Origin of the sequence: Nosocomiicoccus massiliensis (assembly GCF_000438455.1) — a bacterium.
GTDB classification, from domain to species: domain Bacteria; phylum Bacillota; class Bacilli; order Staphylococcales; family Salinicoccaceae; genus Nosocomiicoccus; species Nosocomiicoccus massiliensis.
Genome location: NZ_CAVG010000033.1, coordinates 1 through 4,876 on the forward strand (window position 1 = coordinate 1; position 4,876 = coordinate 4,876).

Consider the following 4,876-nt stretch of genomic DNA (forward strand, 5'->3'; position numbering starts at 1 on the left):
CGAGCACTGTAACAGTGCTCGTTTTAAACTATGCATTTATATTTGGATTTATTTTTTCTAGTAGTTGTGGATCAAACACACCATTTTTAATCATTTCAATTTCATACTTATAAGGAGGTTGTTTATCTTTTTTATCTAAACCGACAAATGGTGTTTCTAAAATTTTCGGTAAATCTTTAAACGTTTCGTGATTGACGATATATTGTAGTGCGTCAAAACCGATATGACCGAAACCATAGTTTTCATGACGGTCTTTTTTCGCGCCGACTTCGTTTTTAGAATCGTTCACGTGGACGACTTTAATACGATCGACTCCGATTGTTTTATCAAATTCGTTTAGAACACCGTCAAAGTCATTTTTAATGTCATATCCTGAGTCGTGAACGTGACACGTATCAAACGTAACACTTAAACGTTCGTTGTGAGTGACTCCGTCAATTATACGCGCGATTTCTTCAAAGTTACGACCGATTTCTGATCCTTTACCTGCCATCGTCTCTAAAGCGATTTGTACGTCGTGTTTTTCTTCTAAGACGATGTTTAAACCTTTAATAATTGATTCTATTCCAGCGTCTACACCCGCCCCAACGTGTGCTCCAGGGTGAAGTACAATTTGCTTTGAACCAATTGCTTCTGTACGCGCGATTTCATTAATTAAAAACTCCACACCTAAATCAAACACGCCTTCACGTGTAGTGTTTGCGATGTTTATGATATATGGTGCGTGTACAACGATGTCTTTCATACCGTACGCTTTAATGAGTTCTTGTCCTCTTTCGATATTTAACTCTTCAATCGGTTTTCTTCTCGTGTTTTGTGGTGCCCCTGTATAAATCATAAATGTATTTTCACCGTAAGAATGTGCAGTTTCAACTGCGCCTTCTAACATTTTTTTACCATTCATCGGTACGTGTGATCCGATTAACATATTATCTTACCTCTTTTTATTTCTTCTTTTTTGATTTTGCGCATATTGTTTACGCTTGTCTTTTTTAAGTTGTTCGAGTTGTTGCTTCATTTTCTTTTTATAACCTGGTTTTACTTTTTTTGGTTTACGTACCTTATATGAAACATCCTCATCTAAGCGAACTTCTTTACGACGTCTCGTATCACGTTTGTTTCGCTTTTTAATCGGTTTAAGTTGACCGTTAATTAAGTCCTCATGTTCAAATGTGAATCCTTTTTCTTCAATTTGATCGATTAAGTCTTCTTCGTTTGGATCATACAGTGTTATTGCAACACCTGTATACTCTCCTCGACCAACACGACCTACTCTATGTGTGAAGAATTCAATTTCTCTAGGGATATCGTAGTTAATAACGTGGGACGCTCCGTCAAAATCTAAACCACGTGCAGCTAAATCACTGGCTACAACGTAATGATAATCTAGATTATGGATTTGCTGAATCATCTGCTTGCGTTCTCTCGGTTTTAAACCACCGTGGAATAAACCAACGTTTACCCCATTTTCTACAAGAAATTCATATAACTCATCTGCACGTTCGCGTGTATTTGCGAAAATAAAACCTAAATACGGTGTAATAGATTGTGTCAATTCTAATACTTTATTGTTTTTATCTTTACTACGAACTGGAATTAGACTGTAATGGATATTAGTTTTTTGACGTGTATTGTCAATTTCTAACACTTCAGTATGCGTTAAATACTTTTGTAAAAAGTGACGTAACTCATTTGGAATTGTCGCTGAAAACACTAAAAATTGTGCCGACGGATCCATCGCATTAGAAATTTGGTCAATCGTTTCTAAAAACCCTAAATCAATACTTAAATCTGCTTCATCAATGACGATTGACTTTGCTTCTGACACTTTTAAACTCGATGAATGAATGAGCTCTATTAATCTATTCGGAGTACCAATCGCAATATGCGGACTATTCTCAGCACGTGTTTTATCTCTTTCGAAATCTTTACCACCGATAAATAATTTCGCTTCAATTTCAGGGAAAGATTCTAATATATCCGTTGTCATATTATAAAGCTGGCGTGCTAACTCCCTAGTTGGCGCGACTATAATTGACTGTACTTTCTTTTCATCCACTTGAATGTTATTAATAATCGGTAATAAAAACGCATGGCTTTTACCACTACCTGTTGAGCTTTGAACGATAACATTACTTCCTTTTAAAATTCTTGGAATGACTCTTTCTTGAACGAGAGTCGGATGAGTGAAATGAATATTATCAATTGCTTCAAGCATACCTTCTTTAAAATTAAATCTTTTGAATGCGTTCATATTCTCACCTATTTCTATTTTAACTCGCACTATATTATACATGAACATAGACTTTTAAGATACCACTAGTGATTCATTTGAATTCAATTAATAATGATATATAATCAATGAAGAGGAGGCATCTGAATGGATATAATTAAAATTTCACCACGTGGATATTGTTACGGTGTCGTCGATGCGATGGTTATTGCCAAAAATGCATCTCTCGATAAGACTTTACCGAGACCGATTTATATATTAGGGATGATCGTTCACAATAAACATGTGACTGATGCATTTAAAAATGAAGGGATTATCACATTAGATGGTGAGAATCGCTTAGAAATATTAGAACAAATCGAAGAAGGAACGGTAATCTTTACTGCACACGGTGTGTCACCAGAAGTAAAAAGACGCGCAAAAGAAAAGGGACTAACGTGTATTGATGCGACGTGTCCAGATGTTCAATTTACCCATGATTTAATTTCGAACAAAACAAAAGAAGGTTACGAAGTGATATATATCGGTAAAAAAGGACATCCAGAACCAGAAGGTGCAGTCGGTGTTGCACCAGAAGAAGTCCACTTAATCGAAACGATTGAAGATATTCAACTACTTCCAGATCGTTTACATGATAAAAAACTGATTGTTACGAACCAAACGACGATGAGTCAGTGGGATGTTGAGCATATTATGAATGCGTTAAAAGAAGCATTCCCACATATCGAAGTTCATAGAGAAATATGTATGGCAACACAAGTCCGTCAAGAAGCAGTTGCTGAACAAGCAAAAGACGCTGATCTTTTAATCGTCGTTGGAGATCCGAAAAGTAATAACTCTAACCGACTCGCTCAAGTATCAAAAGAAATCGCACATACGAATGCGTATCGTATTTCATCTCTTTCTGATTTAAAACTTGAGTGGTTAGATGGGGTTGAAACAGTTGCCATTACTGCAGGAGCTTCAACACCAACTCAAATCGTAAAAGAAGTGATTGACTACTTATCAAATTACGATAAAGAAAATGTAGTTGAACCAATTTCTACGGTACCTAGAGAGAAAATATTACCAAATATTAAAAATCCAAAACCAGTAGAGATACTAGACTAACTCATACGGCTGTATTGATACAGCCGTATTTTATTTTTATTGAACAGATGAACTCGAATTAAACATTGCATTATTCAACACTATTTCTGTATAATTATAACCATCATTAACTAACGAGGTGAATTTATGGAGAAACAAGAAAAGAAACAAAAGTTTCAAATGCCACACATTTACGTTATTCTATTTCTTATTATCTTGCTTGCACAAATAGCTTCTTACATTATTCCAGCAGGTACATTTGACCGTGAAGAAGTAAATGGAATTAACGTAATCATTGCAGACACGTTCCACTATATCGACCAAACACCGGTAACTTTCATGGAATTTATGACAGCGATTCCAAGAGGAATTCAAGAAACTATTATTATCATATTCGGTATTTTAGCAATTGGTGCGATGTTTGGTGTCATTGAAAAAGCAGGAATTATCGATGTTATTTTAAACTTCTTAATTAAAACATTTGGCAACAAAGGATTACTTATCATTCCTGTAATTTCATTTGTTCTCGCACTATTCGTTGCGATGACAGGAATGATTGAAGCGTCACTAATTTTCTTACCAGCATTACTACCCCTATTTTTAAAATTTGGGTATGACCGTATTGCATCAACAGCAATTATATTAATATCAACTGTCGTTGGATTTGCTTGTGGTTTAACAACTGCTGCAAACGTTGGTACAGCACATACGATTGCTGAGCTTCCATTATTCTCTGGTCTATGGTACCGTGCAATTGCATTAGTAATTATGCTCACTGTTGGTATTATCTTTGTCAGTCGTTATATTAAAAAAGTACAAAAAAATCCAGAGGCTTCACTTGTTACAGATAACGTTGACAATAGTGAATTTGTAAAAGAAGAAGTCGAATATCCAAAATCAGAGACAAGAACAGTTATTGCAACATTCGTATTAATTGTTTTACTCGTTTTAATGGCATTTATGATTTTCCAATATAAATGGTACTTCATAGAATTAGGTGGTTTCTATATCTTTAGTGGTATTTTAATCGGTCTAATTGCAGGATTAACACCATCTAAAATAGCTGAATATATGAACGATGGTATGCGTATGATCCTACTCGGAGCGTTCATCGTTGGGGTTGCGAGAGCAATTTCTGTCGTTTTAGCAGATGGTATGATTATGGACACAATTGTATACGGATTAAGTAAAATCGTAGTACTTTTACCTGAATCAATAATTCCAGTTGCAATGATGGTTGTGCAAGGGTTAATTAACTTCTTAATCCCTTCAGGAAGTGGACAAGCAGCTGCGACGATGCCAATTATTATCGGAATCGTCGACTTAACGGAAATGACACGACAAACTGCCGTACTAGCATTCCTATTTGGTGACGGTTTCTCAAACATTTTCTACCCAACATCAGGATACTTCATGGCAGCATTAGCAATTGCAAAAATTAAATATACAGACTGGATCAAATTCATTTGGCCGTTACTAATTATTTGGTACACAATCGGTGCGATATTACTCGTCATCGCGTACTTCATCAACTACGGTCCAATGTAATAACAA

Annotated in this window: 4 protein-coding genes; 2 read left to right on the forward strand and 2 right to left on the reverse strand. The window is 35.6% G+C overall.

Features of this window, described 5'->3' with window-relative positions:
* Nucleotides 1–28: 28 nt before the first annotated feature.
* Both TJ68_RS01550 and TJ68_RS01555 read right to left on the reverse strand, forming a co-directional pair.
* A complete protein-coding gene (locus TJ68_RS01550; protein WP_040928364.1) occupies nucleotides 29–928 on the reverse strand; it encodes a deoxyribonuclease IV in 900 nt (299 codons plus the stop codon).
* A gap of 6 nt (nucleotides 929–934) precedes the next feature.
* The gene (locus TJ68_RS01555; RefSeq protein WP_040928365.1) at nucleotides 935–2,254 is read right to left on the reverse strand and encodes a DEAD/DEAH box helicase; all 1,320 of its coding nucleotides are present in this window, start codon (nucleotides 2,252–2,254) and stop codon (nucleotides 935–937) included.
* 126 nt (nucleotides 2,255–2,380) lie between these two features.
* On the opposite strand from TJ68_RS01555, the gene TJ68_RS01560 reads away from it, so the two are divergent.
* Together TJ68_RS01560 and TJ68_RS01565 are read left to right on the forward strand one after the other, a co-directional pair.
* A complete protein-coding gene (locus TJ68_RS01560; protein WP_040928366.1) occupies nucleotides 2,381–3,343 on the forward strand; it encodes a 4-hydroxy-3-methylbut-2-enyl diphosphate reductase in 963 nt (320 codons plus the stop codon).
* Nucleotides 3,344–3,469: 126 nt separating this feature from the next.
* Nucleotides 3,470–4,870: a YfcC family protein gene (locus TJ68_RS01565; RefSeq protein WP_040928367.1), complete on the forward strand. Its 1,401-nt coding sequence runs from the start codon at nucleotides 3,470–3,472 to the stop codon at nucleotides 4,868–4,870.
* The last annotated feature ends 6 nt before the right edge of the window (nucleotides 4,871–4,876 follow it).